Here is a 25,580-nt window from a genome sequence, read left to right on the forward strand (position 1 = left end):
CACCCCCCTTTCTTTCGCGTGCATGGGAGATGGTGCGTTGTCCGTCTGGGAGAAGTCGAGCACGGTGCGTGTGGTGCCGCCCGCGCGGCCCCGCAAGCTCGCCAAGGTGCCGTTCGTCGAACTGGCCGACGGACGCTTGCAGGGCGTGGTGTCCAGCGGGTCGGACGCGGGGCGGGTGTACGTGTCGTCGGTCGCGGCGGCGACCTACGCGTTCTCGTGCAGCACCAACAACAACCGCCCCTGCGGCGGGGCTCGCGGTTCGTTCTGCAACCACATACGCCCACTCGTCACCGAGGCCGTGCTCCAGTACGGCGCCGAGCGCGTCGCCCGCTATCTGAAGGCCGAGGCCGAGAGCGGCGCCGACGCGGCCGCGCTGCTCTCCGCGATGACGGTCACGCGGCCCGGGGCGGGCGACGGCGGAGCGGCGGCCCAGGTGTTCAGCCGCTTCCTGCGCCACCTCGGTTACCTCGAACTCGTCGCGACCACGGCCCCGTTGCCGGAGATGCACTGGTTCCCGGCCGGCGGGGCGGTGGCGGCCTGATGCGCGCCGACCTGCTTCTGGACGACATCGACGGCCTCGACGAGGCGCTCGCGGCCGTGGACGGGTTCGACGCCTCGCTCGTCGGCGGTCTGCTCCGCCCGCAGCCGGGGCAGGCCGACGGGCCCGCCGGACTCGCCGCGGCAGTGGCGGGGACGCCGCTGGCCGCGCGGGTGGCCGAGGCCGCGGAGAAGACGGTCGCCGGCGCGGGCGACGAGGAGCACTTCGTCGCGCTCGCCGCCGCCCGCACCGCGCTGCTCGGAGCCGTGCACGACGCGCTCGTCCTGCGCGTGGACGAGGCCGTGGGGCGCCCCGCGGCCGACGGGACGGCCGACCCTTCGGCGGAGGCCGGAGCGGCCGACGCATCGGCGCCTGCTCCGAACCTCATGGCCGCGGCGCGCAGTTGGTTGTGCGACCTGGCGCGGGCCGGCTGGCGGGGCGTCGACCACGACCTCGTGGGCGGGGCGGCGCCCGTGGTCTCCGCGATGCTGGCCGACCCGGCCCTGCGCCGCGTGGCCACGCTGCTCGACGGTTTCGCCGCCGAGCTGGCCGCCTGCTGTCCCGGCGCCGCCCTGGAGCGGGTGCCGGTGCGCCGCTGGGCCGACCTCTGGTCGCGGGCCCTGCTGCTGACGCTGCCGGGGGCCGCGGCCGCGCCCGCCACGGGGTCGGCCACGGGACGTCTGCTGCCGCTCGGCGTCGACGTCCACGAGCACGCCACCGCCGTACAGGCCCAGGTGCACGCGGTGTTCGAGCCGGCCGGCGGCGGTGCGCCCCGGCTGGTGCGGGCCTCGGTGTCCGCCCCGAAGCCGGACACGGTGGTCGGTGCCGGGCTGTGGCAGCTGCTGCGGCCGCACATGTCGCTGCTGGCGGCGGTGGGCGAGGGCCGTGCCGTGGAGCTGGAGGGGATGCCGGTGACGGCCGAGGGCGATCTGCTGTGGGACGACGCGTGTGCGCGCACCGGCGCGGAGGCCGACGTGTTCGCCACGGCCCGGGTGGCGCTGCCCGCGGCGGCCGCGTACGCCGTGGCTCCGCTGGACCGGCACCCCGCCCGGATCGCGGTGCCCGTCCTGGTCGAGGGGTATCGCGTGCGGGAGGAGGCCGGCGGGCCGGAGGAGGACGGCGGCGTCGTCCTCGACCTCGCCGGGTGCCGTCTGCGGGTCGACGCGGACCGCGTGCCGGCCGCCGGACCGCTCACCCCGAAGGCGGTCACCGCCTCGGGTGCCTGTCTGGGGCTGCTGCGTTGGGACGCTGGGGAGTTCCTGCTCCAGCCGCTCGCCGTCGAGCGGACGGCGCGCGGGAAGTCCGTGGCCGTGCACGCCGGCGCCTGGGCCGGGGGGACCACCGACAAGGCGGGGGTGCGGGCCGAGAAGGCCGCCACCGACGCCGTGACGGTGCTGCGCGAGCGCGCCGGAAAGCTGCTGCGGAAATGACCCGCCCCGCCGCCGGGCAGACTCCCCGCCCCGACCGCCCCACCGGCGTTGCCCCGGGCCCCTGCCACCCCGCCGCACAGCCCGCGGACGCCCCCGCCCAGCCCGCCCCCGACCGGCAGAGCCACGCCCCGCACGCCGACGACAACCGCCGCCAGGTCCTCTACTGGCGTCTGCTGGCCCGCCTCTTCGACCCCGACGAGCAGGCCGCCCTGGAGTCGGCGAGCCTGGCCGTCGTCGAGGACGTGGGCCTGCCCCCGGCGCTGCTCGACCCCGGCGCCTCCGTCGACTCCGTCGTCCAGCGGCACCCGGAGCTGGCCGCCGAGTTCGACGGGCTGATGGCACCCGAGCCGCGGGAGGACGGCGACCGGGACCGGGCCGAGGAGGTGCGCCGCGCGGCGCTCGCCTCCAAGCTGCTGCTGAACGTCTTCACCACCGGCTCCGGCAACGTGAGCGCCGGACAGCTGGCGCGCTGGCAGTCCGACGCCGACTGGCTGGAGCGCGCCCTCGGCTGCCGCCCCGGCGAGCTGCGGGGCGGACGGGGCGCGGCGGGCGGCGCGGGACCGTCCGGCGCCGGGGTGAGCCCGTCCGGCACCGGCGTCGGCGGCCCGGCACCCGGCCTGGACCGGCTGGTCCCGGCGATCGGGCCCGAACTCGCCGCCGTCGAGGCCGGACTCGTCCGGCGCATGCGGCTGCGCGAGGTGCTCGCCGACCCGGCACTGGCCTCCCGGCTGACACCGAGCATGTCCCTGATCGAGCAGTTGCTGCGCGACAAGGACAACCTCTCGGGCGTCGCCCTGGCCAACGCCAAGTCGCTCATCCGGCGCTACGTCGACGAGGTCACCGAGGTGCTGCGCACCCAGGTCGAGAAGTCCACGGCGGGCGAACTGGACCGGTCCGTGCCGCCCAAGCGGGTCTTCCGCAACCTCGACATCGACCGCACCATCTGGAAGAACCTCACCAACTGGAGCCCGGAGGAGGAGCGGCTCTACGTCGACCGCCTCTACTACCGGCACACCAGCCGCAGGACGACACCGCAGCGCCTCGTCGTGGTCGTGGACCAGTCGGGCTCCATGGTCGACTCCATGGTCAACTGCACCATCCTGGCGTCGATCTTCGCCGGGCTGCCGAAGGTCGACGTCCACCTCATCGCGTACGACACGCAGGCGCTCGACCTCACTCCCTGGGCCCACGACCCGTTCGAGACGCTGCTGCGGACCAAGCTCGGCGGCGGCACCGACGGGACGGTGGCGATGGCGCTGGCCCAGCCGAAGATCGCCGAGCCGCGCAACACGGTCGTGGTGTGGATCTCCGACTTCTACGAATGGCGGCAGCAGGAGCTGTTCGACGCCATGGCCGCCGTCCACCGCTCGGGGGCGAAGTTCATCCCGGTCGGATCGGTGACCAGCTCCGGGCGCGGCAGCGTCAACCCGTGGTTCAGGGAGCGGTTCAAGGACCTCGGCGCGCCGGTGATCTCCGGCCACATCAAGAAGCTCGTGCACGAACTCAAGACGTTCCTCACCTGACCGACGGACGCCCACGCGACCCTCGTGCCCACCGCAAGGAAAGGCCCCTCACCCATGTCCGAACTGCTGCGCGCCCCCGCCGAGATCAAGTACGCCGAGGAACTCGACTGGCTGGAGTCGGTCGACGACGGCCCCCGGCCGTTCTCCTGGCGGCTGTCGCCCAAGATGGTCCGCCTGTTCGTCCTCGGCTCCGAGCGGTCCGACGGCCTGGACCGGGAGGTGTCCCAGAAGTGGTTCGGCGACCGGAGCTTCGTCGAGCGCTCCATCGTCACCCTCGCCTCCGACCGCGGGCTGCTGCTCATCGGCGACCCGGGGACCGGCAAGAGCTGGCTGGCCGAGCTGCTGTCCGCCGCGATCAGCCGCAACAGCACGCTGGTGGTGCAGGGCACCGCGGGCACCACCGAGGACCACATCAAGTACTCGTGGAACGTCTCCATGGTCATCGCCAAGGGTCAGTCCCGGGAGTCGATGATCCCCTCACCGATCATGACCGCCATGGAGACCGGCTCGATCGGCCGCTTCGAGGAGCTGACGCGGTCCACGAGCGACGTGCAGGACGCGCTGATCTCGATCCTCTCCGAGAAGTACATCTCCGTCCCCGAGCTGGAGAGCGGCGCCGGCGACGACAACATCGTGTTCGCCAAGCCGGGTTTCTCCGTCATCGCCACCGCCAACAGCCGCGACCGGGGCGTCAACGACCTGTCGTCCGCGCTCAAGCGCCGCTTCAACTTCGTCCGCATCCCCGTCGTGACGAACAAGAAGAGCGAGGCGGAGATCGTCCGCTTCCGCACCGAGGAGCTGCTGCGCCGGCACTCCATCGACCTCGACGTGCCGCCCACCCTGCTCGACGTGCTGCTGCGGAGCTTCGCCGACCTGCGCGCCTCCGCCGCGGCGGCCGGCAGCGACGACGAGAAGCTGGAGTCCGCGCTGTCGACGGCGGAGCAGATCGGCGTGCTGGAGGACGCCGTCCTGCACAGCAACTTCTTCGGCGAGAGCGCCCTGACCGCCCGCACCCTCGCCGCCTCGCTGGTCGGCTCCCTGACCCGGCGCGAGCCCGAGGACCTGGCCATCCTCAACAAGTACCTGCACGGTGTCGTCGAGCCGCGCGGCAAGGAGGAGGGCGGCCCCTGGACGGAGTTCCTGGAGGGCGGCCGCGACGCGATCGCCACCCTGTCATGAGCGGGGCCCAGGAGGACACGTCGTTCGCCGCGCTGCGCGGACAGCTCCAGGAGGCCGCGGCGGCCTTCGCGGACGGGCCCGACGCCCTGGAGGGGATCCTGCTCGGACTGGTCGACGACGTGGACCGCGCGGTGCGCGAACCGCTGGAGATCTTCCCGGTCTGCCACCACTCCCCCGCCTCCGCGACCGCCATGGCCCGCCGGCTGCGCGAGAAGCAGCCCAAGGTGGTCTACCTGGAGCTGTGCGAGGACATGGCGCCGCTCCTGGCCGAGCTGCGCAACTGCCGGCTGCCGGTGGCGGTGCAGGCGTTCGCGGGCGACGTCGAGGGCTTCCCCGCCCAGTGGGCCCCCCTGTCGGTGGTGGCACCGGTCACGGAGGCGTCGGCCGAGTACCAGGCGATCGCGTACGCCCTGGACACCCCGGGCGTCGAGCTGGTGCTCGTGGACCGGTCCGCGGACCACGTCTTCCAGTGGGACGGCGGCGCCGGGCCGGAGGCCGGGACGGCCGGCGGCGACGACGCCCCCAAGGAGGAGGAGGCCGCGCTGCACGGTGAGGCCGTCGGTGTCGAGCTGGGCGACCTGCGGCCGCGCTTCGCCGAGCTGGAGGAGCACCTGCTGCGCCACGGAAAGGTGCGGCACTGGTCGGAGTGGTGGCACCAGTACGTGGAGGTCCCCCTCGGGGACAGCGACCACGCCACCTACCGGCAGGTCATGTTCCTCATCGGCAGCCTGTTCCGCCGGCTCGCCCCCGGCGAGGGGTCCCGGCTGCGGGTGGACGAGGACCGCGAGCGGTACATGTGGACGCGGATGCGCGAGCACCTGGCGGCGAGCGGCACGGACCCGCGGGACTGCCTGTACGTGTGCGGAGCGTTCCACGCGGCCAGCCGCGTCGAGGAGTTCGGTGTGGCGGGCGGGTCCGACACGTTCACGATCCCGCCGCGTACGGCCACCACCTGGCAGTACGGGCTGATCCCGTCCAGCCACGCGGCGATCGAGGCGCAGTTCGGCCTGGCTCCCGGTTCGGTGTCGATCGCGGCGACGGAGTGGGCCAAGGGGCTCAGGCGGAGCCGGGTGAAGCCGTACGTCCTCGAAGGGCAGGCCGGCCGGCGGAAGTCCGCGGCGAGGAAGGCGGCCGACGCCCCGGCCGTCGCCGCCGGCCCTGCCGCGGACAGGCTGTCCGGCTTCCTGCGCCAACCGCCCGCGATCGACCGGCTGGACGAGGCGGAACTGCTCGGCTGGTCGGTGGAGATCGTGCGGGCGGCTCGCCGCAACGGGTACCTCGCCTCCACGGCGGACGCCATCGCCGTCTTCGAGACGTCGATCCTGCTGGCCGGGATGCGGGACCGGGCCAAGCCGACGCCGTACGACTTCCAGGACGCGGCGGTCACCTGCATCGAGAAGGACAGCGTGCCGGGGCGGCGGGACGTGCGGCGGCTGGTCGAGATCATGATGGGCGGCGACCGCGTCGGCCGGGTCGGGTACGAGTCGCTGCCGCCGCTGGCCCGTGACGTGTACGACCGCCTCGCGCCGCTGGAGCTGAAGCCCGAGCAGCGCGGAGTGCGGCGGGCCCTGCTCGACCTGGCCGCCCGGCCGGAACTGGCGGCCTGCTCCGACGCGCTGTGGATGCTGCGCCGCCTGCTGCCACAGGGGGCGGTCCGCCCGATCATGGGTGAGCGGCGGCTGGGTGAGAGGTCCGTTCAGGAGTCCTGGGACCTCTCGCTGGGCACCCACCAGCGGGCGCTCATCGAGCTGGGCTACGAGGGCGTGAGCATCGAGCAGGTCCTCGAACAGCGGCTGCGGCGCGACGCGTACGGTCCGCGGGCGACGACCGCGGACGTGCTCGCGGCGGTCGAGGACGCCACGCTGTACCTGCGCGGCCGGCGCCTCGCGGACGAGCTGGGCGGCCACGCGCTGAAGGTGCTCGCCACCGAGCGCACGGTCGACGGCGCCCCGGAGGTGCTGCGCCGGGTGCGGGCGCTGCTGGCGTACTACCGGACGAGCGAGCCGGTGCTGCCGCCGTGGATCGAGTCGTTCGTGAAGACCGGCTACGCCCACTACTGCACGCTGCTGCCCACGGCGTTCCAGGACGAGGACGCGACGGTCGGGCAGGTCGCGGCCATGCTGGGCTTCCTGTTCGGCATGGAGGGGCTGGCCCTGTCGCTGGGCTGCGACCGGGCCCAGCTGGAGCTGGCGGTCGGGCAGTCGCATCCCGGGGACCCGTCGAAGACGGCCCTGCTGTGGGCGGCGCGGGTGCGGCTCGGCACCCTGTCGCGGGCCGAGCTGCGGGCCCGGTGCGACGCGCTGCTGGACAACCCGCTGGTGGTGCCCTCGTATCCGCGCTATCTCAGTGGTTTCGTGCACGCGCTGGAGCCGGTGCCGGGGCTGGCGGACGTGGTGGTGGAGGCGGTGTCGAACGCGTTCGCGCGGCTGCCCGACCCGGTGCTGCTGCCGTGGCTGCCGCTGCTGATCACGACCTTGCGCTCGGGTGCCGCGGAGCCGGCGGCGCTGCTGGTGCGGGAGGCGGGGCGGATCTTCCCGGGGCGGCTCGCCGCGCTGGACGCCTGGGTGCCGCCGTGGCACGCGTCCCCGGTGCCGGCGGACGCCGCCCGGCCGGGCTCCGGCGGCCCGCGGCCCCGGGGCGCCGCGCTCCTGCCGAGGCATCCGGCGGCCTGCGACGTGGTGGCGGACCTGCTGGGGTGCGCGGGGGAATGGTCCGGCCCCGAGGCGTCGCCGGAAGGGGCCGGGGGCCCGTCCGGCGTGGCGCTGCTCGCCGCCCACCCGGCGGCCTGCGACGCGGTGGCCGCCCTGCTGGGGTGCGGGGGTGCCTGGGACACGGGGAGGGGTGCCGATGTACCCGGCGCGCTGCTGACGGCCCGTCATCCGCGGGCCGGGGAGGCGTGGGAGGCGGTGCTCGCGCGGAGCTGACGCCGCCTGGACCGGATCCCGGCGGCGGACGGGAGCCGGGGCCGGTCCATCGGGCGCGGGGCATGCCAGGATGATGTTCCGACAGCCGGCCGCCGGGCAGCTCCCGCGGGCGGACCGCGAGTTGAGGACGGAGTGAGGCCCGCATGACCTCCCTGAGCGGTGGCGAGAACGCCGCCCACCCGTATCGCGTCGACACGAGCAAGCCCCATCCCGCCCGGATGTACGACTACTTCCTCGGCGGGAAGGACCACTACGAGGTCGACCAGCGGGCCGCCGAGGAGTTCATGAAGGCGGCGCCGGAGGTGCGCGAGGGCGTCCTCGCCAACCGCCGGTTCCTGCACCGCGCGGTCCGGCACGTGGTGGCCGAGGGCGGCGTCCGGCAGATACTCGACGTGGGCACGGGACTGCCCACCGAGCCCAACGTCCACCAGATCGCCCGGGCCCTGGCGCCTGAGACCCGGGTCGCCTACGTCGACAACGACCCCATCGTCAGTACGCACTCCAGGGCCCTGTCCGACGATCCGGACACCTCCGTCGTGCTGGCCGACCTGCGCGATCCCCGCGCGATCCTCGACCACCCCGAGGTCCGCGGGGTCGTCGACCTGGACCGGCCGGTGGCGCTGCTGCTGGTGGCGGTCCTGCACTTCGTCTCCGACGCCGAGGACCCGGCGGGCATCGTCGCCACCCTGCGCGACGCGCTGCCTGACGGGTCCTACCTGGTGCTGTCGCACGCGACGGGCGACGTCCACGAGGACCGGCGCGCGGACGCGGCGGCCGTCTACAGGAACGCCACCGCCTCCATGAACCTGCGCCGTCACGCCGAGGTCCTGGACCTGTTCGGCGACTTCACCCTGGTCGAGCCGGGGCTCGTCCGGGTCACCGACTGGCGTCCCGAGGAGCCCCCGCGACCGGACGCCGCGCCGATCGGCATCTACGGCGGAGTGGCGAGGAAGGGCGCCTGAGAGCACATAGGGCGCCCGCCCCGCCGGGCGGCCGGCGCGCCCCGGCGGCCCTTCGGCGTGTCCCGGCCGCTACCCCTTCTGCTCCACCCGCACCCAGTCCACCTCGGCCTGGACCCCGCCGGCGGCGATGCGGTCCACGCTGGACTGGGGCAGTCCCCAGTACGGGCTGGTGACCTTGTTCCAGCCCGCCGGGTAGGCGCCGCCGAGCGCGAGGTTGAGGATCACGTACTGGTCGTGGTCGAAGACCCAGTCCCCGCGGGTCGACTCCAGCTTGTTGCGGGTCGTCTCCTGGACCACGCGGTCGTCGACGGAGAACTTCATGCCGGTCGGCGTCCACTCCACCGCGTAGGTGTGCCACTGGTCGGCCCGGCCGCCGCCCGGGTACACCTGGCGTGCCCCGATGTTGCCGTCGGCCGAGTAGCCGGGACCGTGCAGGGCGCTGCTGGTCCAATCGCCGTAGCCGATGTTCTCCATGATGTCGGTCTCGCCGGAGGCGGGCCAGGACACCGAGGGGTCGTCCACGTCGCTGCCCAGCATCCAGAAGGCGGGCCAGAAGCCGTCGCCCACCGGCAGCTTCATGCGGGCGCTGACCTTGCCGTAGGTGAAGTCGAACCTGGTGTTGGTGTCGATGCGCCCGGAGGTGAAGTCGTAGGTGCCGCCGCCCGCCGGGGTGCAGCCCTTGCAGTACTTGGCGCGCAGGACCAGGGCGCCGTTCTCCAGGCGGATGTTGTCGGCGGAGTCGACGTACGCCTGGGACTCGCCGTTGACCGGGCCCATCTCCGTGCCGGTGCGCACCACCCGCCACTTGGAGCGGTCCAGGGAGCCGGCGGTGAAGTCGTCGAAGAACGTGGTGCGGTAGGCGCCGGACTGCTCGCCGGGCAGTGCCGGGTACGCCGCGGCGGCGCTGCCGCCCGTGCCCCAGACCTCGAACTCGTAGAGCGAGTAGCCGAACTGGGCGGTCGAGGGGGCCGGGTTGTAGAAGGAGCGGCGCTCCTTGCCGAGCATGCGGACGTAGCGGCCGGTGGCGGGCTGCGGGAGCCGGACGCTGTCGTGCCGGCCGGCGGCCTCGCCGGGGGACTTCACGTCGGCGCGGCGGGCGGCCACCTCGCTCGCCGAGGGGCGGTACACGGTGCGCCAGGTGCGGTTGTCGTCGGAGACCTGGAGTTCGTAGTCGACGGCGTAGGCGGCCTCCCAGTACAGGTCCACCGTGTCGACGACCGAGGTGGCGCCGAGGTCGACGGAGACCCAGCGGTCGGCGTTCCAGTCGCTGGACCACCGGCTCACGTCGGCCTTCAGGTCGGCCGGGCGGCCGCCGTCGGTGACGAACGCAGGTGAGTTGCCCGCGTGCTGGTAGAAGTTCGCGTACGCCGGATGGTTCAGCGCGAGGTTGGTGCGGGTGGTGGAGGCGGGGGCCGGTTCACCGCCGTAGACCTTGAAGGAGTAGAGGGAGTAGCCGTAGGGGGTGGCCCGTTCGACGCCGCGCATGCGGACGTAGCGGGCCGTGACCTCCTGCGGGTAGGTGTGGGCGGTGACCGATCCGCCGGTGCCGGCCGTCTCGGTGTAGAAGGGCGTCCAGTCGGTGCCGTTCCTGGACGCCTCCAGCACGTATCTCTTGCCGTAGGCGGCCTCCCAGTCCAGGGTCACGCGGTCGACGCGGAGCACGGCGCCGAGGTCGACCCGGATCCAGGCGTCGTCGGTGAAGTCGCTGGACCAGCGGGTGGCGCCGCTGCCGTCGAAGGCCAGGCCGGGTGCGGTGCCCGCGTTCTCGCTGGCCGAGGCGGTCACCGCGGCGGGGTTCGCGGCGTAGGCGGAGGCCGCGCGGTCGGTGTCCCAGGCGGCCGTGGCGGCGGAGGCCTCGGCGGCCGCGGGGGTGGTGAGGACCGGGCCCGCCGCCAGCAGGGTGAGTGCGGCGAGGGCGGTCAGGAGGGTGCGGGGGGTGCGGGATGGCATGGGGGGTCTCCTCCGGACGAGTTCTGCCATGGGTGAATGCCACAGACGAATGCCATGTACCTGTCATGCATGTGCTCGGCCGTGCCGGTGGTGCCGTGGTGGGCGCGGACTCCCGCGTCCGCGCCCACCACGGGGTCAGGCCGCCTTGCGCTCGCTCTCCCCCGCCCGGCGGATGATGTCCGCGTAGTGCCGGCCGCTGCCCTTGACCGTGCGGACCTGCGTCGCGTAGTCGACGTGGACCAGGCCGAAGCGCTTGTCGTAGCCGTACGCCCACTCGAAGTTGTCCAGCAGCGACCAGGCGAAGTAGCCCGCGAGCGGGGCCCCGCGGCGGGCCGCGGACGCGCAGGCCGCGAGGTGCGCGCTCAGGTACTCCTGGCGCTCCGGGTCGTCGATGGTGCCGTCGGGGCGGACGACGTCGGGGAAGGACGAGCCGTTCTCGGTGACGTACAGCCTGCGCGGACCGTACTCGTTCGTCAGGCGCAGCAGCAGCTCCTCGATGCCGCCGGCGTCGATCTCCCAGTCCATGCCGGTGCGCGGTACGCCCGCCCGGCGCACGGTGCGCACGTGCGGGGCCGGTCCGGCGGGGTCGTCGGCGACGGTCTGGGGGAAGTAGTAGTTCAGGCCCAGCCAGTCCAGCGGGGCGCCGATGAGGTCCATGTCGCCGGGCTGCTCGGGGAGTTCGACGCCGTAGACCTCGCGCATGTCCTCCGGGAAGCCCCGGCCGTGGACCGGGTCCAGCCACCAGCGGTTGGTGTGGCCGTCCATCCGGCGGGCGGCGGCCAGGTCCTCGTCCCGGTCGGTGGCGGCGTGGATGGTGGAGAGGTTGTTGACGATGCCCACCTGGGCGCCCGGGGCCGCCTCGCGGATGGCACGCATCGCCAGGCCGTGGCCGAGGAGCAGGTGGTAGGAGGCGCGCACGGCGGCCGTGAGGTCGGTCCAGCCGGGGGCCATCTTGCCCTCCAGGTGGCCGATCCAGGCGGAGCACAGCGGCTCGTTGAGCGTGGCCCAGTGCTGGACGCGGTCGCCGAGGCGTTCGGCGACGACGGAGGCGTACGAGGCGAAGTGCTCGGCGGTCGCGCGCTCGGGCCAGCCGCCCCGGTCCTGGAGCGCCTGCGGCAGGTCCCAGTGGTAGAGGGTCACGGACGGTGTGATGCCGGCCGCCAGCAGGTCGTCGATCAGCCGGTCGTAGAAGGCGAGGCCCTTCGCGTTGACCGGTCCGTCGCCGCCCGGCACGACGCGCGGCCAGGCGATGGAGAGGCGGTAGGCGTTGGTGCCCAGGCTCCGCATCAGCTCGATGTCCTCGTGCGTGCGGTGGTAGTGGTCGCAGGCGACGTCGCCGTGGTCGTCGTTGTCGATCTTCCCGGGGGTGTGCGAGAAGGTGTCCCAGATCGACGGCGAACGTCCGTCCTCCGCCACGGCTCCCTCGATCTGGTACGCCGATGTGGCCGTGCCCCACAGGAAGTCGTGCGGGAGTGCGGCGAAGTCGATGGTCACGTGGGTCCTCTCGGGTTCGGGAAGGTTGGTCGCGGTCACTTGACGGCACCCGCCGTCAGCCCCGCGACGAGGTAGCGCTGGAGGAGCAGGAAGCCCGCCACCACGGGGACGCTGACCACCAGGGAGGCGGCCATGATCTGGTTCCAGTACACGTCGTTCTGCGTGGAGTAGCCCTGGAGACCGACGGCGAGGGTGCGGGTGGCGTCGTTGGTCATCACCGAGGCGAACAGCACCTCGCCCCAGGCGGTCATGAAGGCGTAGACGGCGACCGCGACGATGCCCGGGATCGCGGCCGGAACGACCACCTTGAACAGCGCGCGCAGCGGCCCGCAGCCGTCCACCAGGGCGGCCTCGTCCAGGTCGCGCGGCACCGAGTCGAAGTAGCCGATCAGCATCCAGATGGAGAAGGGCAGGGAGAAGGTCAGATAGGTGAGGATGAGGCCGCCGCGGGAGCCGAAGAGGGCGATGCCGGTGGCGTTGCCGATGTTCACGTAGATGAGGAACAGGGGCAGCAGGAACAGGATGCCGGGAAACATCTGCGTGGACAGCACCGTCACGGAGAAGACGCGCTTGCCGCGGAACTCGTAACGGCTGACCGCGTAGGCGGCGAAGACCGCGATCACCACCGAGCAGACCGTCGCCGCGCCCGCCACGATCAGCGAGTTCACGAAGTACTTCGCCAGCGGGACGGTCGACCAGATGTCGATGTACGGGCGCACGGTCAGCTCGCTGGGCAGCCAGCGGAACTTGCTGGAGACGTCCTCGAGCGGCTTCAGCGAGCTGGAGACCATGACGTACACCGGGAGCAGGACGAACCCGGTGAGCAGGGTGAGGAAGACGCGGCGGCTCCAGAGGAAGGAGCGCGGCGCCGCCATCGGGGACCTAGACATCGGCCGTCTTCCCTTCTCGGGCGGCCCGGGGCGTCCGGGAGGACCGGGAGGTCAGGAACAGGTACACGCCCGTCACCAGCAGCAGGAAGAGCAGCAGCAGGACCGACATCGCGGAGCCGGCGCCGAAGTTCCAGGTGACGAAGGACGACTGGTAGATGTGGATGGAGATCAGGTCGGCGGCCTCCGGCGCGGCCTTGCCGAACAGGACGAACGGCGTGTTGAAGTCGTTGAAGGTCCACAGGAACAGCACGAGGACCAGGACCTGGTTGACCGGACGCAGCGACGGCAGGGTGATGCGGCGGATCTGCTGCCAGACGCCGGCCCCGTCCAGGGCGGCGGCCTCGTACAGCTCCTTGGGGATGTTCTGGAGGCCCGCCATGACGATGAGGAACGCGAACGGCCAGCCCTTCCAGACGGACACCACGAGCAGCGCGACGAAGCTGTTGTCGCCGATCAGCCAGAAGGAGGGCTTGTCGGTGAGGCCCAGCTGGTCGTGCAGGACGTGGTTCACCAGGCCGTTGTCGTGCTGGAACATGAACGCCCAGGTGATGACGGCCGCGTAGACCGGCAGGGCGTACGGCACCAGGAAGATCGCCCGGAGCAGGCCCCGGCCGCGGAAGGCGTCCTGCATGCAGATCGCCGCGGCGGTGCCGATCAGCCAGCACAGTCCGACGGACAGCACGGTGAAGACGCAGGTGACGAGGAAGGAGTGGAGCAGGGCCTCGCCGACGGGCGCGTCGAAGTCGACCGACAGGCTGTAGTTGTCGAGGCCGGTCCACGGGGCGACGGTCCAGTCGCGGATGTAGAACTGGGTGAGTTCCTTGAAGCTCATCACGATGCCGATGACCATCGGCACCAGGTGGACGAGGAGTTCGAGGAGCAGGGCCGGCAGGAGCAGCAGGTAGGGCAGGCCGATGCGGCGGATCCGCCCGGGACGGCGGCGGGGTCCGCGCGCCGTCCCGGGGGAGCTCTTGCCGACCGTCCGCTCACGGGACTGCGCCGAGGCGGTCGTGGTGGTCATGGCGAGATCCGTGTCGTGTCGGAGACGATGGGGTTCCGGGGGCTCACTTCGTCGGCATCTGCTGCTGGGCCTTGGCGAGCTTCTCCTTGACCGACTCGGCGGTCACCGCACGGCCGGCCGCGGCGTCCGCGAACAGCTCCTTGACGGCCGTGCCGACCGCCGTCTCGAACTGCGACTCGTCCGGCACCTGGGGCAGCGCGGCGGCGCTGGTGGCGAGGGTCTCGCGCAGGACGGCGGTCGCCTGGGTGTTGAACGCCGGGTCGGACTGGGCGGCCTTGACCGGCGGGATGGAGCCGTACGCCTCGTTGAGGATCTTCTGCTCGGCGTCGCTGGTCATGAACTTCACGAACTTGGTGGCGCCGTCGACGTTGTCGGTGTTCTTGAAGACGGCCATGTTGATGCCGGCGACCATGGAGTTGGTGGCCTGGCCGGCGCCCGGGGTGCCGGAGGCGACGGGTGCGGGCGCGACGCCCCACTCGTCCTCCTTCATGCCCATGGTCTTGAAGGTGGCGGAGGCGGTCTGCCACAGCACCATCGCGGTCTTGCCCTTGGCGAAGTCGCTGAGGGACTGGTTCTGCGCGTACTCGGCGTTGCCGGGCGCGATGACCTTGTCCTTGGCCATCAGGTCGACGTACTGCTTGACGGCCGCGACGGCGCCCTCGGAGGTGAAGTCGGGCTTGCCGTCCGCGGTGAAGAAGTCGGCGCCGTGCTGCTTGCCGAGGACGAAGACCTGGTGGATGTTGTTCGACAGGTTGGAGCCCTCTGCGCCCAGGGCCCACTTGCCGTCCCCGGAGATCTTCTTGCCGGTCTCGACCAGCTCGTCCCAGGTGGCCGGGGGCTTGGTGACGCCCGCGTCGGCGAACATCTGCTTGTTGTAGTAGAGCGCGTAGGCCATCGAGTACAGCGGGACCGCGGCCGGGTCCTGGCCCTCGACGCCGGTCGAGCCGAGCGCCGACTCCACGAAGCGGTCTCTGCCGCCGATCGTGTCGAAGTTCTTCGCGTCCCAGGGCAGCAGCGCGCCGGTGGCCTGGAGGGAGGCGCTCCAGGTGTTGCCGATGTTCAGGATGTCCGGGCCCTGCCCGGAGGTGGTGGCGGTGAGGATCCGGTTGAGCAGGTCGGACCAGGGCACGACCTCCAGCTTCACCTTGATGCCGGTCTCCTTCTCGAACTTGTCGAGTTCGGGCTGGAGGACCTTCTTGTCGACCTCGACGCTGGCGCCCTGGTTGGAGGCCCAGTAGGTGAGTTCCTTGGGCGAGTCGTTGGATCCGCCGCCCGAGGAGGAACCGCCTCCGCAGGCCGAGGCGGCGAGAGCGAGAGACATGGTGACGGCGCCTACGGCCGCGGCTCGGATGCTGCGCATGGCTCCTGGGTCCTTCCGGGGAGTCGGTCGGGAAGTCCGAGGGCGGCCCCGGTATCCCTCCCGAAGCCCCTCATGGCTTAATTTAGGACGTGAGTTAAACCCCGAGAGAAAGACTCGTCAAGGTGTCGCGCGCGGTCGGACGGCGGGCGGAGTCCTGGAAAGGAGGTGCCGGATGGCCGGACACGGCGGGCGAACGGTCCGTGACCTGCGGCGCGAGAGCCGCACCGCCGTTCTGCAACGGTTGTATTTCGACGGGCCGATGAGCCGGCTCGCGCTGGGCTCGGCGGCCGGGCTGAGTTCGGGTTCCGTGAGCACCGTCGTCGCCGAACTCATCGCGGACGGGCTCGTGGAGGAGGCGGGCAGCCTCGGGGCGGACGGCGGCCGGCCCCGCACCCTCGTGCGCGTCGCGGCGGACCGGGGACGCCTGATCGGGGTCGACGTCGGCGAGACCCGGGTGCGCGTCGAGCTGTTCGACCTCGCGATGTCGGAACTCGCGCGGGCGGAGCGGGCGTTGCCCGGACACGGCTCGCGCTCCTACGACGTGCGGGTCGTCGCCGGGCACATCCTGGACGGCGTCGCGGAGGTCCTGGAGGCCCCCGGCGCGGGCTCCGGTGAGCTGCTCGGCGTCGGCGTCGGGGTCCCCGGCATCGTGGAGCACACCGCCGACGGCACCCTCGTGCACGGCCAGACCATCGGATGGGACGCGGTGCCGCTGGAGGCGCTGTTGCGGGACGCGGGTCGGCTGCCCGCGCACGTGCCGCTGTTCATCGACAACGGCGCCAAGACGCTGGGGCAGGCCGAGATGTGGTTCGGCGGCGGTCGCGGGGCGCACAACGCCGTGGTCGTGCTGTTCGGTTCGGGGGTCGGCGCCTGTGTCGTCACGGACGACGTGGAGCACGGGCGCGCGGTGGAGTGGGGGCACCTGACGGTACGGGTGCGGGGGCGCCGGTGCCGGTGCGGGGCGCGGGGGTGCCTGGAGGCGTACGCGGGCGCGGAGGCGCTGGTCGCGCGGTGGCGTGAGTCGGGCGGGCAGCCGCCGCCCGGCGCCGACGAGGAGGCCGCGCTCACCGCCCTGCTGTCCGCGGCCCGGCCCGGCGACGGGGGCACGCCCGACCCGGTGGCCGCCGGGGTGCTGGCCGAGACCGCCGAGTACCTGGGCGCCGGCCTCTCCGACCTGATCAACCTCTTCCAGCCGGAGCGGGTGGTGGTGGGCGGCTGGGCCGGCCTGCAACTGGGCGCGCCGTTCCTGGAGTCCGTCCGGGCGCACGCCCTGGCCCACGCGCTGCGGCACCCCGCGGGACGGGTGGGCATCGCCCTCGGCCGCCTGGGCCCCGACGCGGTCACGGTGGGCGCGGCGACCCTGCCCCTCGCGGCCTTCTTCGCCCGCGGCGGCCGCCGCCCGCCGGTGGCCTCCCCCGGCCCGGCACCCGCCTGGCGGACGGCGCTCGGCGGGCGGCTGGCGGGACAGCGGGGTGGCGGGTGACGTGACCGGGCGGGGCGCAGGGGCACGGACACGGGCGGGGCGGCGCGGGCGGGGCGGCGCGGGCGGCGCGGGCGGCGCGGCGTACGGGAGCCGTCGGCGCGGCGGAGGCCCGCGTTGTGTCCGCGGGGCCTACGCCGAGTCCCGTACCACCAGTTCCGGGTCGAAGACGACCGACGTGGGGTCCTTGCGCTCACCCTTGATGTGTTCGTCGAGGAGACGGGCCATGGTGGCCGCCATCTCCTCGACCGGCTGCCGCACCGTGGTCAGCCGGGGCCGGCAGGTGACGGCCACGCTGGAGTCGTCGAAGCCGATGACCGCGACGTCGCCCGGCACCCGGCGTCCGTGGTCGCGCAGCACCTGCACGGCACCCTGCGCCATCAGGTCGTTGGCGGTGAACAGGCCGTCGAGGTCGGGGTGTTCGGAGAGCAGCGAGGCCGCCGCCGCCATGCCGCTGTCGACCGTGAAGCCGCCCTCGGCGACGGGGACGTACGGGTGCCCGTGCCGGGCGAGGGTGTCCCGGAAGCCGGCCAGCCGCTCCTGGCTCGCCGCGACGGCCAGCGGCCCCGTGACGGTGGCTATCCGGCGGCAGCCCCGCTCCAGCAGGTGCTCGGCGGCCAGCCGCCCGCCGTCGCGGTGGGCGAGGTCGACGTAGCTGAGCGGCACCGGACGCCCGGGCCGGGCGAAGAGCACCGCGGGCAGCCCGGCACCGGCGAGCAGCGCGGGCAGCGGGTCGTCGGGGTGGGTGGACACGATCAGCGCGCCGTCCGCGCCGCCCTGCCTGAGGTACGCCACGACCTCCTGCCGCGCCTCGGGCGTCTCGGCGAACATCAGCACCGGGTGCATCGACCGCGGCCGCAGGTGGCCGACGACGCCGCCGACGACACGGCCGAAGAACGGGTCGGCGAACACCCGGGTGGCGAAGGCGTTCTGCTCGGTGTCGGAGGCGTCGCCCGCGCCGGAGACGACCAGGGCGACGGTGGTGGTGCGCCGGGTGACCAGTTGCCGGGCGGCCTGGTTGGGCGCGTACCCGGTGCGTTCGATGGCCCGGCGGACCAGGTCCTGGATGGCGGGGTCCACGTTGCGGACGCCGTTGACCACCCGGGAGACGGTCGCCCGGGACACGCCGGCCTCCCGGGCGACGTCCTCCAGGGTCGGGGCCTGTCTGCTCATGCCCGCACCCTAACCGGCGGGGTCGGGCGGGTGGTAGAGCGCTCTCCGCCGCCTCAGCCGGTGCGGGGGCCCACCACCTCCAGGTCCGCGACCAGGGGCACCTCGCCCGCCGAGGGGCCCGCGAGCACCCGCCAGCGGCCCGTCTCCGTACGCCAGGCGCGCTCCCGCACGCACCAGTGGCGCAGCGCCCGCGCCGGGACGCGCACCGTCGCCGTCACGCTCTCCCCCGGCCGCGCGCGGACGGCCGCGTACCCGGCGAACCAGCGCACCGGGCGTTCGACCGCCGACCCGGGCCGGGCGAGGTAGACCTGCACGACCTCCCGGCCGGGCCGCGCGCCCGTGTTGCGCACCCGGACCCGGACCGTCACGTCCTCCCCCGCGCCCGCCCGCGGCGGCACGGTCAGCTCCTCGTGGGCCCAGGTGGTGTAGCCCAGTCCGTGCCCGAACCAGTAGGCGGGCACGCGCGTGTGGCGCAGCCAGCCGCGGTGACCGACGTGGAGGCCCTCGTCGTAGGGGAGCCGGCCGTCCGCCGGGAGGGTGCGGGTGACCGGGGCGTCGGCGAGGGCGGCCGGCCACGTGGTGGGCAGCCGGCCGCCGGGCTCCGCGCGCCCGAAGAGGACGTCGGCCAGTCCGTCGCCGCCCTCCTGACCGGGGAACCAGGCGAGCAGCACCGCGCCCACAGCGTCGCGCCAGGGCAGTTCCACCGGGCCGCCGCTGTTGACGACCGCCACCGTGCGCGGGTTGGCGGCGGCGACCGCGCGCACCAGGGCGTTCTGCGTGGCCCCGAGCGAGAGGGTCGTGCGGTCGTAGCCCTCGCACTCGCCGTGCTCGGTGGTGCCCACGACGACGATCGCCGCGTCCGCCCCGGCGGCGGCGCGCGCGGCCTCGGCCGGCGAGGCGGCTGCGTCGGGGGCGGGCGGCGCCGCGCTGACGACCGTGGCCCGGCCGGTGCCGGGGGCCAGCTCGCGGCGGGCCACGAGCAGGGCGTCCTGGCCGACGGCCAGGTCGGCGCCGGCGTACTGGGCGGGCGGGTTGACGTGCACCACCGCCGGGTCGTCGGTCGGCGGCGGGAAGTCCCCGGCCAGCAGCGGCCGCCCGTCCAGGGCGAGGCTCATCCGGCCGAAACCGGCGACGCCCAGCGTCCAGCGGCCCGCCGTCCGGGGGCGCAGGCGCGCGCTGATCTCGACGGTGTGCGCCCCCGGTACCAGCCGGGGCTCCAGCAGGCGTCCCCCGCGCCGTCGTTCGGCGTACAGTTCGCGGCCGTCGGCGTCCAGCATCCGCAGCAGCACGCCGGGCAGCCCGGAGCGGGGGTCGGTGCACGCGTCGTGGCCCAGCGGGGGCGCGGGCCCGTCGGGGCGCGGACCGGGGACGTGGACGACCCGGGCGCGGCCCCGCAGCGCGGCGCGGACGCCGTCGAGTACGGAGACCTCGTGCGGCGGGAAGACCCCGGCGCTGCCCCCGCCCTGCGTACGGGTCCGGGCGGCGTGCGCGCCGATCACGGCGACGGTGCGCAGGTGGCCGGGGTCCAGCGGCAGGACACCCCGGTTGGCGAGCAGCACGCTCCCGGCGGCGACGGCCCGGCGGGCCAGGGCCCGCTCCCGCGGCGCGACGGCCGGACGGGGAGCGGGCGGGGCCTCGGTGCCGGCGCGGGCGGCGCCGGACGCCGTCGGCTCCCCCTCCCCCAGCGCGCCCAGCCAGGCCGCGAGCCGCAGCAGCCGCCGTACCTTGTCGTCCACGGTGTCCTCGGGCACGGCGCCGTCGGCCACCGCGCGGGCCAGCGCCTCACCCCAGGGGCTGTCGGGGCCGGGCATGGCGAGGTCGAGTCCGGAGCGGGCGGTGTCCTCGGTGGAGCGGACCGCGCCCCAGTCGGAGACGACCACGCCGTCGAACCCCCACTCGCCCTTCAGCGGGTCGGAGAGCAGGGCGTTCGCGGTCATGGTCGTGCCGTCGACCGCGTTGTACCCGGCCATGACGAGGCGCACCCCGGCGTCCACCGCCGCCTCGAAGGGCGCGAGGTAGACCTCCCGCAGCGCCCGTTCGTCCACCCGTACGTCGACGGTGAGCCGGTCGGTCTCGGAGTCGTTGGCCACGTAGTGCTTGGCGGTGGCGGCCACGCCGTGCGCCTGGACGCCGCGCACCAGTGCGGCGCCGACGCGGCCGGTCAGCTCCGGGTCCTCCGAGAAGCACTCGAAGTGCCGGCCGCCGAGGGGGCTGCGGTGCAGGTTGAGGGTCGGGGCGAGGAGGACGTCCACGCCCTTGCGCCGGGCCTCGGCGGCGAGCAGGCCGCCGAGGCTCTCGACCAGGTCCTCGTCCCAGGTGGCGGCGAGCGCCGAGGCCGAGGGCAGCAGGACGGAGGTGATCCGCTCGTCCCAGGCCTCGCCCCGTACGCCCGCCGGGCCGTCGGACATCACCAGCTCCCGCAGTCCGAGCGCCGGTTCCGCCCGGGTGCGCCAGGTCGTGGCGCCGTCGAGCAGCAGCGCGCGGGCGCGCGGTGTCAGCTTGCCGAGCAGCCGGTCGATCTCTTCGTCGCTCGTCCCCACCCGGGTCTCCCCTCCCAGTCGTGCCGTGCGTGTCCGTCCGGCGTCAGCTGTAGACGCCGAACTCGTAGAGCGAGTAGCCGTAACCGGTGCCGCGGGCCGTGCCGTTGACGCGCACGTAGCGGCCGGTGCCGGACACGTCGAGGGTGTCGACGCCGCCGTTGCCGTCGGTCACGGTGCGCACGGTCTGCCAGTTCTGTCCGTCGTCGGAGGTCTGGACGGTGTAGGCCCTGGCGTAGGAGGCCTCCCAGTACAGCTGGACGTGCCGGAACGTGGTGCGCGTCCCGAGGTCCACCTGGACCCACTGGGGGTCACTCCAGTCGCTGGCCCAGCGGGTGTTCGGGTTCCCGTCCACGGCGTTGGCGGCGGTGCAGGGGCAGTCGCCGTAGCTCGGCTGGAAGGAGGACGCGGTGGCCGGCTTGCCGAGGGCGACGTTGGTGCCGTCCACGGCGGGCGGCACGACGCGCGCCGAGAGCGTCTCCACGCCGACGTTGCCCCGGCCGTCGGTGGCCTTGACGTACAGCTTCCAGACGCCGGGCCGGTCGGGGGCGGTGACCTTCAGGCGCCCGCCGCCGAGGTCGGTCGCGGGGAGCGTGGTGAGCTGCTTGCCCTGGTCGATGTAGTTGCTGTTGGCCAGCACCTCGTACGCGATCGGGTCGCCGTCGGGGTCGGTGGCGCGGGTGGTCAGGACGAGGTCCTTGCCCGCCTGCACCTTGCCCGCGTCGCCCTCGACGCCGAAGGCGGAGACGACGGGCGGTGTGTTGTCGCCGGCGGTGTCGCCGCCGTAGGCCCGCTTGACCGCGTAGTACGACAGCCGCTTCTGGCCGGCGGGCAGCAGGTTGAACCAGATGCCGCCGAAGTCGTACTCGGTGCCGTAGTGGAACAGGGTCGCGCCGAGGGCGACGCCCCGGTGCCCGGTGACGCAGTTCCAGGCGTCGGTGTAGCCCTGCGCCTTGGCCTGGTCGGTGGGTTCCCTCGGTACGCCGTTGGCGTCGTCCGGCACCTCCCACTCGCCGGCCGGACCGCCCTCGGTGACGATGTAGGGCTTGGTGTAGCCGCCCTGCTCCCAGGCGGCCCGGACACCGCAGACCGCGTCGTAGGAGTTGACGGCGTACAGGTCGAGGTCGGGGGCGTTCTTCTTGTAGTACGGCCAGGCGCCGACCCAGGCGTCGGTGGAGGTCACCGGGTGGTTCGGGTCGACGGCGTGGATCTTCTTCGTCACGTCGTTGACGAAGGTGGTGTAGGCGTCGCGCTGGCGCTCCAGCTCGTCGCCGCTGTAGCAGTTCTGGAGTCCGAGCACCGACTCGTTGCCGACGTTCCACATCAGGACGCCCGGGTGGTCCTTGTACTCCTGGACCCAGCGCGGGAACTCGGCCAGCATCTGGTCCTTGTACGCGGTGTCCGTCAGGTAGTTCACGCAGCCGCCGCTGCCGGGTCCGCCGCCGGGCTGGAGCCAGAAGCCGGCGATGACCTTGACGCCGTGCGCGGCGGCGGAGTCGAGGAGGGGCTTGCTGCTCGCGTCGGTGCCCCAGGTGCGGATGGTGTTGACGCCCATGGACTTGAGGTCGGGCATGTACCGGTCGGCGTCGTTGGGTGAGGGGCCCCAGGTGAGGCCCTTGACCTGGTAGGGGCTGCCGTCCACGGTCAGCTGCCAGTTGCCCTGGCCGCCGGTGACCTTCACGACGCTGCCGGCGGCGTGCGCCTGCTGGGCCGGCACGGCGGTCAGGGCGCAGGCGGTGAGCAGCGCGGCGGTCAGCGGGACGGTGAGTCTGCGGGCCGGGGCGGGGCCCGGGGTGGGGGTGCGGGGTCGGCTCATGGTGGTGTGTCTCCGGTCTGCGGGTGGGGCGGCCCGGCCGCCCGCGGGGCAGTGGACGGCCGGGCCGCCGGTCTCGGTGGGGGGCCGGGGTCAGGGGAGTTCGTAGTTGGCGTCGAGTGCCGCGCCCGCCTCGGGGTGCGTCTCGTCGTAGCCGCGCGCGTTGCACTGGAGGCCGCCGACGACGCAGTGGTCGACGAGGGCCTTGAGGGTGGCGTCGTCCCAGGCGTTGAAGAAGTCGTAGTGGAACGAGTAGCTCGCGCCACTGGCGAGGCGGACCCGGGACAGGTCACCGTTGACCGGGAAGGCCATCTTGAACTCGATCATCGGCAGGGCGACCGGGTGTGTGGCCGGACAGATGTTGTTGTTGGTGCCGGGGTTGACCACCGGATACGCCATGTGGCTCTTGTGGTCGGGCGTGTCCAGATTCCTGCCGTCCCAGCAACTGGGCGCCTGGAAGCGGATGTTGACCTGCACGTCCTCGCGGTCGGGGCAGTTGGCCGGGAAGTCGACGTTGAAGAAGCTGTCGCCGCACTCCCAGCCCTCGACGAAGCCCCGGTGGTTGCGGAACTCCTGCGCGCTCTGCATGGGACTGCCGACGACGTAGCGCAGGCCCTTCGGGAAGGGCCGGACGCTGGTGTAGTCGGTGACGCCGGCCTTGTAGTAGATGACCTGCGGGCCGACGGGCAGCACCGGCCGGTCGCCGTCGTACATGGTGGGCATCCAGTAGCCCGACCGGTCACCGGGCGCGAGGCACGTGGTGGAGCCGGCGTCCAGCGAGGCGGTCGTACTGTTCGCGTTGGTCGTGGTGTTGCCCATGAACGTGTGGTCGTGGGACTTGCCGGGCTGCTGCGGATAGACGATCGGGTCGTCGGGCGCCGTGTGGCTGACCGCGCAGTTGGCCTGGAACTCGTGGAAGTAGCGGTGCGGCGGCTCCTTCGTGGACGGGGTGACGCCGGTGACCGGCGGGTTGGCGGGGATGTAGCCGTCGCCGTCCGGGTCCTCGGGCGAGAAGGCGGTCGAGGCGGCCATGGTGTGCCCGGAGTGCGCGGACTGTGCGGGCGGGGTCGCGGCACCGGCGTTCACAGCGAGGGTGCCGACGCCGATCGACGTCAGCAGCAGCGCGCTTGCGACGAGGGTGCCGGACAGGACTCTTGATCTCCGTGGCATGGAGACCTCCTGGGAGTGTCGGGGAAAATCTCGGAGAGCGCTCTCCCACGGCGGAGTGTTGAGGGGCGCGACGGGAGGTGTCAAGGGATTCGACAGGAAGGCCAGGTGCGGCCAACAAGCCTGCTGCTCCTACTTGTTGAACACAGCACACAAGAAACGGTCACAACTCTTGACGCGCCGTGCGGGCGGATGAAACATGCACACCCAGAGAGCGCTCCCCCACCCCCACTTCGTTCATTTTCCGAACAAGGAGAGCCGCCCCCATGCCCTCTTCCCCCACGCCCTCCCCCACGCCTTCCTCCACGTCCGAGCCGTCCGGAGTACGACGGCGCAGCGTCCTGACGGCGGCTGCCGCGGCCCCGGTGATCGCCGGGCTGGCCGGTGCCGTGCCCGCGGCCGCCGCCACCGGCACGGGCGGGGCCGCCCCCGGCGACAGCCCCCGCGCCCTGCCCGGCGGCGGCGACCTCGGGCCGAACGTCATCGTCTTCGACCCGTCCACGGCGAACATCCAGGGCAGGCTGGACGAGATCTTCCGGCAGCAGGAGTCCGCGCAGTTCGGCACCGGCCGCTACGCGCTGTTGTTCAAGCCGGGCACGTACAACGGGCTCAACGCCCAGATCGGCTTCTACACCTCCATCGCGGGCCTCGGCCTCTCCCCCGACGACACCACGATCAACGGCGACGTCACGGTCGACGCCGGCTGGTTCAACGGCAACGCCACGCAGAACTTCTGGCGTTCGGCGGAGAACCTCGCCCTCGTCCCGGTCAACGGCACCAACCGCTGGGCGGTGTCGCAGGCGGCGCCCTTCCGGCGCATGCACGTGCGCGGCGGGCTCAACCTCGCCCCCGACGGCTACGGCTGGGCGAGCGGCGGCTACATCGCCGACAGCCGGATCGACGGCAGCGTCGGACCGTACTCCCAGCAGCAGTGGTACACCCGGGACAGCTCGGTCGGCGGCTGGCTCAACGCGGTGTGGAACATGGTGTTCTCCGGCGTGGAGGGCGCGCCCGCGCAGAGCTTCCCCGACCCGCCGTACACGACGCTGGAGACGACGCCCGTCTCCCGGGAGAAGCCGTTCCTGTACCTCGACGGCGACGCGTACCGCGTCTTCCTGCCGGAGAAGCGCACCAACGCCCGCGGCGTGTCCTGGGGCAACGGCACCCCGCGCGGCACCTCGCTGCCGCTGGCGCAGTTCTACGTCGCCAAGCCCGGCGTCTCGGCGGCCACCCTGAACCAGGCGCTGGAGGAGGGCCTGCACCTGCTGCTGACGCCGGGGATCTACCACCTGGACGGCACGGTCGAGGTGAAGCGCGCGGGCACGGTCGTGCTGGGCCTCGGCTACGCCACGCTCATCCCCGACAACGGCGTCACCGCGATGAAGGTGGCCGACGTGGACGGGGTCCGGCTCGCCGGGTTCCTCATCGACGCGGGGCCGGTCAACTCCTCGACGCTGCTGGAGGTCGGGCCGGCCGGCGCGTCCGCGGACCACTCCGCCAACCCGACCACCGTGCAGGACGTGTTCATCCGGATCGGCGGCGCGGGCCCCGGCAAGGCCACCACCAGCATGGTGATCAACAGCCGGCACACGATCGTCGACCACACCTGGGTGTGGCGGGCCGACCACGGCGAGGGCGTCGGCTGGGAGACCAACCGGGCGGACTACGGCGTGGTCGTCAACGGTGACGACGTGCTGGCCACCGGGCTGTTCGTGGAGCACTTCAACAAGTACGACGTGCAGTGGAACGGCCAGCGGGGCCGCACGATCTTCTTCCAGAACGAGAAGGCGTACGACGCCCCCGACCAGGCCGCCGTCCAGAACGGCTCGGTCAAGGGCTACGCCGCCTACAAGGTCGGCGACCAGGTCACCGAGCACGAGGGCTGGGGCCTGGGCAGCTACTGCTACTACAACGTGAACCCGTCCATCGTGCAGCACCACGGCTTCGCCGCGCCGAACCGGTCCGGGGTGCGCTTCCACGGGCTGCTCGTGGTGTCGCTGGGCGGCAACGGGCAGTACGAGTGCGTCATCAACGACACGGGTTCGCCGACGTCCGGGACGTCGACCGTGCCGTCGACGGTGACGCAGTACCCCTGAGCACCGCTGCCGGAGGCCGCCCCGCCCGGGTTGGGCGGGGCGG

General features: G+C 73.2%; 17 protein-coding genes. 8 read left to right on the forward strand and 9 right to left on the reverse strand.

The window, feature by feature from the left end; all coding sequences use genetic code 11:
• Positions 1–22 precede the first annotated feature (22 nt).
• The 6 genes from IE108_RS14415 to IE108_RS14440 all read left to right on the forward strand — a co-directional run bounded on the left by IE108_RS14415 (position 23) and on the right by IE108_RS14440 (position 8,556).
• The gene (locus IE108_RS14415) at positions 23–541 is read left to right on the forward strand and encodes a hypothetical protein (RefSeq protein WP_064730732.1); all 519 of its coding nucleotides are present in this window, start codon (positions 23–25) and stop codon (positions 539–541) included.
• On the forward strand, positions 541–1,968 hold the full coding sequence (locus IE108_RS14420; RefSeq protein ID WP_064730731.1) for a hypothetical protein: 1,428 nt from the start codon (positions 541–543) through the stop codon (positions 1,966–1,968). The genes IE108_RS14415 and IE108_RS14420 overlap by 1 nt, the downstream gene beginning before the upstream one ends.
• Positions 1,965–3,491, forward strand: coding sequence for a vWA domain-containing protein (locus tag IE108_RS14425; RefSeq protein ID WP_079163730.1), 1,527 nt, complete (start codon positions 1,965–1,967; stop codon positions 3,489–3,491). Before IE108_RS14420 ends, IE108_RS14425 begins: the two co-directional genes overlap by 4 nt.
• A gap of 54 nt (positions 3,492–3,545) precedes the next feature.
• On the forward strand, positions 3,546–4,670 hold the full coding sequence (locus IE108_RS14430) for an ATP-binding protein (protein WP_064730730.1): 1,125 nt from the start codon (positions 3,546–3,548) through the stop codon (positions 4,668–4,670).
• The gene (locus IE108_RS14435) at positions 4,667–7,594 is read left to right on the forward strand and encodes a DUF5682 family protein (RefSeq protein ID WP_064730729.1); all 2,928 of its coding nucleotides are present in this window, start codon (positions 4,667–4,669) and stop codon (positions 7,592–7,594) included. The genes IE108_RS14430 and IE108_RS14435 overlap by 4 nt, the downstream gene beginning before the upstream one ends.
• 143 nt (positions 7,595–7,737) lie before the next feature.
• Positions 7,738–8,556, forward strand: a complete 819-nt coding sequence (locus IE108_RS14440) for an SAM-dependent methyltransferase (protein WP_064730728.1) — start codon at positions 7,738–7,740, stop codon at positions 8,554–8,556.
• A gap of 69 nt (positions 8,557–8,625) precedes the next feature.
• Here IE108_RS14440 and IE108_RS14445 read toward each other — a convergent pair whose 3' ends face one another.
• From IE108_RS14445 to IE108_RS14465, 5 genes are all read right to left on the reverse strand, one after another.
• Complete coding sequence (locus tag IE108_RS14445) at positions 8,626–10,506, reverse strand: discoidin domain-containing protein (protein ID WP_064730727.1); 1,881 nt, start codon at positions 10,504–10,506, stop codon at positions 8,626–8,628.
• 135 nt (positions 10,507–10,641) lie between these two features.
• Positions 10,642–12,000 carry a GH1 family beta-glucosidase gene (locus IE108_RS14450; RefSeq protein ID WP_064732043.1) on the reverse strand — a complete coding sequence of 453 codons (1,359 nt, stop codon included), beginning with the start codon at positions 11,998–12,000 and terminating at the stop codon, positions 10,642–10,644.
• 35 nt (positions 12,001–12,035) lie between these two features.
• A complete protein-coding gene (locus IE108_RS14455; RefSeq protein ID WP_079163729.1) occupies positions 12,036–12,890 on the reverse strand; it encodes a carbohydrate ABC transporter permease in 855 nt (284 codons plus the stop codon).
• On the reverse strand, positions 12,883–13,911 hold the full coding sequence (locus IE108_RS14460) for a carbohydrate ABC transporter permease (protein WP_064730724.1): 1,029 nt from the start codon (positions 13,909–13,911) through the stop codon (positions 12,883–12,885). The genes IE108_RS14455 and IE108_RS14460 overlap by 8 nt, the downstream gene beginning before the upstream one ends.
• A 43-nt stretch (positions 13,912–13,954) precedes the next feature.
• Complete coding sequence (locus IE108_RS14465; protein ID WP_064730722.1) at positions 13,955–15,271, reverse strand: extracellular solute-binding protein; 1,317 nt, start codon at positions 15,269–15,271, stop codon at positions 13,955–13,957.
• 172 nt (positions 15,272–15,443) lie between these two features.
• On the opposite strand from IE108_RS14465, the gene IE108_RS14470 reads away from it, so the two are divergent.
• The gene (locus IE108_RS14470) at positions 15,444–16,754 is read left to right on the forward strand and encodes an ROK family protein (protein WP_064730721.1); all 1,311 of its coding nucleotides are present in this window, start codon (positions 15,444–15,446) and stop codon (positions 16,752–16,754) included.
• 129 nt (positions 16,755–16,883) lie between these two features.
• On the opposite strand, the gene IE108_RS14475 is transcribed toward IE108_RS14470, so the two are convergent.
• The 4 genes from IE108_RS14475 to IE108_RS14490 form a co-directional block, all read right to left on the reverse strand.
• Positions 16,884–17,924: a LacI family DNA-binding transcriptional regulator gene (locus IE108_RS14475; protein ID WP_064730720.1), complete on the reverse strand. Its 1,041-nt coding sequence runs from the start codon at positions 17,922–17,924 to the stop codon at positions 16,884–16,886.
• Positions 17,925–17,977: 53 nt separating this feature from the next.
• Positions 17,978–20,464, reverse strand: a complete 2,487-nt coding sequence (locus IE108_RS14480) for a glycoside hydrolase family 3 C-terminal domain-containing protein (RefSeq protein WP_064730718.1) — start codon at positions 20,462–20,464, stop codon at positions 17,978–17,980.
• Positions 20,465–20,507: 43 nt separating this feature from the next.
• Entirely contained in the window at positions 20,508–22,277 is a 1,770-nt protein-coding gene (locus IE108_RS14485) for a discoidin domain-containing protein (RefSeq protein WP_064730717.1), read from the reverse strand.
• A gap of 90 nt (positions 22,278–22,367) precedes the next feature.
• Positions 22,368–23,444, reverse strand: a complete 1,077-nt coding sequence (locus IE108_RS14490; protein WP_064730716.1) for a DUF1996 domain-containing protein — start codon at positions 23,442–23,444, stop codon at positions 22,368–22,370.
• A 263-nt stretch (positions 23,445–23,707) separates the two neighbouring features.
• On the opposite strand from IE108_RS14490, the gene IE108_RS14495 reads away from it, so the two are divergent.
• Positions 23,708–25,537: a pectate lyase-like domain-containing protein gene (locus IE108_RS14495; protein ID WP_064730715.1), complete on the forward strand. Its 1,830-nt coding sequence runs from the start codon at positions 23,708–23,710 to the stop codon at positions 25,535–25,537.
• Positions 25,538–25,580: the final 43 nt, after the last annotated feature.

It is taken from the genome of Streptomyces parvulus, from assembly GCF_014648855.1.
GTDB classification, from domain to species: Bacteria; Actinomycetota; Actinomycetes; order Streptomycetales; family Streptomycetaceae; genus Streptomyces; species Streptomyces parvulus.

Coding starts and splice junctions, on each gene's coding strand:
- IE108_RS14415 (WP_064730732.1), top strand. CDS start 23: ATGGGAGATGGTGCGTTGTCCGTCTGGGAGAAGTCGAGCACGGTGCGT.
- IE108_RS14420 (WP_064730731.1), top strand. CDS start 541: ATGCGCGCCGACCTGCTTCTGGACGACATCGACGGCCTCGACGAGGCG.
- IE108_RS14425 (WP_079163730.1), top strand. CDS start 1,965: ATGACCCGCCCCGCCGCCGGGCAGACTCCCCGCCCCGACCGCCCCACC.
- IE108_RS14430 (WP_064730730.1), top strand. CDS start 3,546: ATGTCCGAACTGCTGCGCGCCCCCGCCGAGATCAAGTACGCCGAGGAA.
- IE108_RS14435 (WP_064730729.1), top strand. CDS start 4,667: ATGAGCGGGGCCCAGGAGGACACGTCGTTCGCCGCGCTGCGCGGACAG.
- IE108_RS14440 (WP_064730728.1), top strand. CDS start 7,738: ATGACCTCCCTGAGCGGTGGCGAGAACGCCGCCCACCCGTATCGCGTC.
- IE108_RS14445 (WP_064730727.1), bottom strand. CDS start 10,506: ATGCCATCCCGCACCCCCCGCACCCTCCTGACCGCCCTCGCCGCACTC.
- IE108_RS14455 (WP_079163729.1), bottom strand. CDS start 12,890: ATGTCTAGGTCCCCGATGGCGGCGCCGCGCTCCTTCCTCTGGAGCCGC.
- IE108_RS14460 (WP_064730724.1), bottom strand. CDS start 13,911: ATGACCACCACGACCGCCTCGGCGCAGTCCCGTGAGCGGACGGTCGGC.
- IE108_RS14465 (WP_064730722.1), bottom strand. CDS start 15,271: ATGCGCAGCATCCGAGCCGCGGCCGTAGGCGCCGTCACCATGTCTCTC.
- IE108_RS14470 (WP_064730721.1), top strand. CDS start 15,444: ATGGCCGGACACGGCGGGCGAACGGTCCGTGACCTGCGGCGCGAGAGC.
- IE108_RS14475 (WP_064730720.1), bottom strand. CDS start 17,924: ATGAGCAGACAGGCCCCGACCCTGGAGGACGTCGCCCGGGAGGCCGGC.
- IE108_RS14485 (WP_064730717.1), bottom strand. CDS start 22,277: ATGAGCCGACCCCGCACCCCCACCCCGGGCCCCGCCCCGGCCCGCAGA.
- IE108_RS14490 (WP_064730716.1), bottom strand. CDS start 23,444: ATGCCACGGAGATCAAGAGTCCTGTCCGGCACCCTCGTCGCAAGCGCG.
- IE108_RS14495 (WP_064730715.1), top strand. CDS start 23,708: ATGCCCTCTTCCCCCACGCCCTCCCCCACGCCTTCCTCCACGTCCGAG.